This window comes from Amycolatopsis sp. SID8362 (genome assembly GCF_010550475.1).
Taxonomy (GTDB): domain Bacteria; phylum Actinomycetota; class Actinomycetes; order Mycobacteriales; family Pseudonocardiaceae; genus Amycolatopsis; species Amycolatopsis eburnea.
In genome coordinates this window covers 1-4,126 of record NZ_JAAGNB010001584.1, presented here as the reverse complement: position 1 = coordinate 4,126, position 4,126 = coordinate 1, and the positions used below count along the sequence as shown (strand labels likewise).

The 4,126-nt window shown below is 73.0% G+C and carries 5 protein-coding genes; 1 reads left to right on the top strand and 4 read right to left on the bottom strand.

Annotation, left to right across the window (positions count from 1 at the left end; translation table 11 throughout):
- A partial coding sequence (locus G3I65_RS48885) for an amidohydrolase family protein (protein WP_160702434.1) occupies positions 1-791 on the top strand: 791 nt, incomplete at its 5' end.
- Positions 792-985: 194 nt separating this feature from the next.
- Here G3I65_RS48885 and G3I65_RS48880 read toward each other — a convergent pair.
- From G3I65_RS48880 to G3I65_RS48865, 4 genes are all read right to left on the bottom strand, one after another.
- Complete coding sequence (locus G3I65_RS48880) at positions 986-1,606, bottom strand: DsbA family protein (protein ID WP_160702432.1); 621 nt, start codon at positions 1,604-1,606, stop codon at positions 986-988.
- Positions 1,607-1,608: 2 nt separating this feature from the next.
- Positions 1,609-2,442, bottom strand: coding sequence for a mycothiol conjugate amidase Mca (mca, locus tag G3I65_RS48875; protein WP_239071908.1), 834 nt, complete (start codon positions 2,440-2,442; stop codon positions 1,609-1,611).
- Entirely contained in the window at positions 2,439-3,164 is a 726-nt protein-coding gene (locus tag G3I65_RS48870; RefSeq protein ID WP_160702430.1) for an SDR family NAD(P)-dependent oxidoreductase, read from the bottom strand. The genes mca and G3I65_RS48870 overlap by 4 nt, the downstream gene beginning before the upstream one ends.
- Positions 3,161-4,126, bottom strand: a 966-nt coding sequence (locus tag G3I65_RS48865; RefSeq protein ID WP_160702428.1) for a glycosyltransferase, incomplete at its 5' end; no start/stop codon positions are given. The genes G3I65_RS48870 and G3I65_RS48865, both read right to left, overlap by 4 nt.

Genomic DNA, 4,126 nt, shown 5'->3' with positions numbered 1-4,126 from the left:
CCCGCATCCTGGCGGCGCTGGCCCCGCTGACCCCGCCCGGCGGCCACTGCTGGTTCTTCGGCGGCGAGGTGACCGGTGAGGCGGCGATGCGGAACCTGGTCCGCGCCAACGCGGAGGCGGGCGCGGACGTCATCAAGGTGATGGCCAGCGGCGGTAGCCTCACCCCGGGCGGCGCGGCCATGTGGGAGTCCCAGTTCTCCCCGGCCGAGGTGAAGGCGGTCGTCGCGGAGGCGCACGCGCTCGGCCTCCCGGTGGCGGCGCACGCGCACGGCACGGAGTCGATCGAGTTCGCGGCCGACGCGGGCGTGGACACGATCGAGCACTGCTACTGGCTGGCCGGCGACGCGCAGTGGCACCGCCGTGCGGACATCGCGCGCCGGATGGCGTCGGCCGGGATCGCGGCTTGCTGCACGGCCGGGCCGCGGGATTGGCTGGTGCAGCGCTCGACGCTCGGCGAGGCGGCGGCGCGTCCGCTGTTCGACCGGATCGCGTGGCTGGACTCGCTGGGTGTCCCGATCCTGCCGGGGTCGGACGGCGGGGTTCGGAACGCGGTGTTCGGCGAGTACGCGGGGCTGCTGGGGATGTACGAGTGGCTGGGGTTCAGCCCGGAGCGAGTGCTGGAGCTGGCCACGTCGAGCGCGGCGGACATCCTCGGGTTGTCGTCGGTGACGGGCCGGGTGCTGCCGGGGCTGGACGCGGACTTGCTGGTGGTGGACGGGGATCCGCGCACCTCGACTTCGGTGCTGGCCGACGTGCGGCTGGTGGTCGCCCGCGGCCGCCTGGTGGGCTGAGTTCCGGCGGCAGAGACGCCTGGCCGCGCGGTCTGCCCGACGTCGCGGAGACATTGCGGGCCGGTCGCGACGTCGGCGCAAGAGCTCCGCGGTGCCGTGGATGTCCGCGGCCGCGCGCCCAGCACCGACGTGAATGACTCATTCATGTCGTCGGACGACATGAATGAGTCATTCACTACGTGGCGAACCGGCGCTCAGGAGAAGTCGGGCTCCGAAATCCGCGCCCGCTTGATCTCCGAAACGTGCTCGAACCCCGCCAACGTCGCCAGCGCGTCGAACAACCGCCCGGCGTCCTCGCCGCGCGCGATCTTCGACACCACCGGCCCGAAGAACGCGGCGCCGTCGATCCGGATGATCGGGGTGCCGATCTCGATGCCCACCGCGTCCATCGCTTCACGGGTACTGGCGCGGACCTGGTCGTCGGCCGCGTCGGTCGTGGCGATCTCGTTCAGCTCGGGCGGCAGGCCCAGCTCGTCCAGCGCCGCCGAGATCACCGCCGGGAAGTCCTTGTTGCCCTCTTCGTGGATGCGCTTGCCCAGCGCGGTGTACAGGTCGCGCAGCACCTTCGGGCCGAGCTGCTCGGCGGCCGCCGTCGCCACGCGGACCGGGCCCCAGGCCGCCTGCATGCGCTTCAGGTAGGCCTCCGGGTCGTCGAGGTACTGCTCGGGGATCTCGCGGTCGGCGTTGACCACCGAAACGCTCATCACCCGGAACCGCAGGTCGATCTCCCGGACCTGCTCGACCTCCAGCAGCCACCGCGACACGACCCAGGACCACGGGTCCATCGGGTCGAACCACTGTTCCACGGTCTTCATCCTTACCCCTTCCGCACTTCGATGCCGGCGAACAGGTCGTCCTCCGGCCCAGAGCCGCCCACCCGGGAACGGGCGAGCTCGAAATCTTCGGTCGGCCACAGCTCGCGCTGGAGCTCCAGCGGGACGGCGAACCAGTGGCTGTCCGGGTCGATCTGGGTGGCGTGGGCGAGCAGCGCCGCGTCGCGCCGCGGGAAGTGGTCCGCGCACGGCACCCGCGTGGTGATCCGCGCGTAGATGTCCGGCTTCGTGTCCCACTCCTTCAGCCACTCGTGGTACGGCGAATCCAGCCCCGCCGCCAGCAGCGCCTCGTGGAAGATCGCCATCTTCTTGCCGCACCACTCGTGGACGTAGTACAGCTTCAGCGGCTGCCAGTCCGGGTCGTCGCCGGCCGCCTCGAACGCCGCGACCGCGACCTCGTGCGCCCGGATGTGGTCCGGGTGCGGGTAGCCGCCGTTCTCGTCGTAGGTGATGACGACGTGCGGCCGGAACTCGCGCATCTCCACGAGCAGCCGCTCGGTGCACGTCGAAAGCGGGAGGCTCGCGAACCGGCCCGGGGGCACCGGGGTGCCGTCCGGCCAGCCGGAGTCGGCGAACCCGAGCCACCGCTGCTGGACGCCGAGGACCTCGATCGCGCGGGCGATCTCGCCCCGGCGGACCGCGGTGAGGTCGGCGCGCACCTCCGGCGTGTCCATGGCCGGGTTGAGGATGCTGCCCTCTTCGCCGCCCGTGCACGTGACAACCAGGACTTCGTGACCCTCGTCCACGTACCGCGCGAGCGTCGCCGCGGCCTTGCTCGATTCGTCGTCCGGGTGCGCGTGCACCGCCATCAGCCTCATCGTGCCCTCCGCACCAGGGTCGCGCCGCCGTCGATGTCCAGGCCTTGCCCGGTGATGTGCTTCGCCGCGGGGGAGCAGAGGAACGCCACGACGTCGGCGACGTCGTCGGCGGTCTGCTCCCGGCCGAGCGGGACGCGGTCGGCGACGACCTCGTCGAACTCGGCGCGGCTGACGTCCTGCCACTGCTTGCTCCAGACGAACCCGGGCCGGACGGTGTTCACCCGCACCCCGGCCGGCGCCAGCGCGACGGCGAGCGAGGTGCTCCAGTGTTCGAGCGCGGCCTTCGCGGCGCCGTACGCGGGGGAGACGACCCACGGCATGTTCGCCGCGATCGAGCTGACGTTGCAGATCGCCGAGCCGCGGCCGAAGCGCTCGCGCAGGGCCTTCGTCACGCGGTAGGCCGTGGTGAGGTTGAGCGCGAAGATGTCGTCCCACACCGCTTCCGGCGGCCAGGTCGCGTCCTCGACGGGTTCGAGGTGCGGGCGCCGTTCGCCGCCCAGCACGTTGACGAGCACCGAAAGCTCGCCCGGCAGCGCGGCCGCCAGCTTGTCCACTTCGGACGCTTCGCGGAGGTCGCAGACGAAACCCTTGGCACCGGCGGGAACCGACGGCTCGACGACGTCGACCGCCACGACCTCGTCGACGACGCCGGCCGCGAGCAGCCGCTCGGCCACCGCCGACCCGATCCGCCCGCCCGCCGCGGTGACCACTCCGGTCCTCATCGTGCCGCCCCTTCCGGAAGCCGGGCCGCCACCGCGCGGTAGTCCGCGACCAGGCGGTCCATCAGGTACGTGGTGGTGGCCGCGGCCGCCGCGGCCGCGCCCATGCGCTCGCGGTCCCGCAGGCACGAAAGCAGCTCGTTCACGGCGGCGACGACGGCCGCGGTGTCCGCCGGGTCGACCAGCAGCCCGGTCCGGCCGTGCTCGATCTGCGCGCACAGCCCGCCGACGCGCCCGGCGACGACCGGCCGTCCCTTCGCCATCGCCTCGGTGACGGTGAGCCCGAACCCTTCGGCGAGGCTCTTCTGCACGACGACGTCCGCCCGCCGCTGCAGGGCGTTGATCAGCAGCGCGGCGCGTTCGGGGTCCCGCTGCGAGGTGCGCAGCAAGTGCACCCGGCGCCGCACCGGCGCAGGCAGCCCGGCCCGCAGCCGCCGCACTTCGGCGAGCACGGCGAGGCCTTCGGGGTCGTCCGGGATCTCTTCGGGATCGTTGCCCGCCAGCACGAGGTGGACGTCGCCGGGCAGGCCGGGCAGCAGCCGCAGCACCCCCGGCATGTCCTTGAGCGGGTCCCACCGCGAGACCTGCAGCACGAGCCGCGCCCCGGCCGGCATCGGCGCGTCCTGCTCGACGGCGGCGAGTTCGCTCGTGGTTTCCGCGGTCAGCCCGGCTTCGGCGAGCAGCTCGTTCGCCTCCACCGCGTCCATCGGCCGGTTCTTCGCCGCCTTCGGGTCGAACGCCGGCGCGCACACCGCGACCGGGCGCCCCGGCGGCGCGTACTCCGCCAGCGCCGTCACCACGATGTCCACTGTGGACAGCTCGGCGGCGAACGCCCGCCAGACCGCCGAAGGGCCCTGGCCCGGGGTGTCGGTGCCGATGTGGCAGTGCCAGACCACCCGGGCACCGGCCGCGGCCAGCGCCGGGGCCAGGCCGAGCACCTGCGGGTCGTGCAGCACCACGGTGTC

Bases quoted from the DNA above. Each gene is read 5' to 3' on its own strand.
- G3I65_RS48870 (WP_160702430.1), bottom strand. From the start codon at position 3,164: ATGAGGACCGGAGTGGTCACCGCGGCGGGCGGGCGGATCGGGTCGGCG.
- G3I65_RS48880 (WP_160702432.1), bottom strand. From the start codon at position 1,606: ATGAAGACCGTGGAACAGTGGTTCGACCCGATGGACCCGTGGTCCTGG.
- mca (WP_239071908.1), bottom strand. From the start codon at position 2,442: ATGAGGCTGATGGCGGTGCACGCGCACCCGGACGACGAATCGAGCAAG.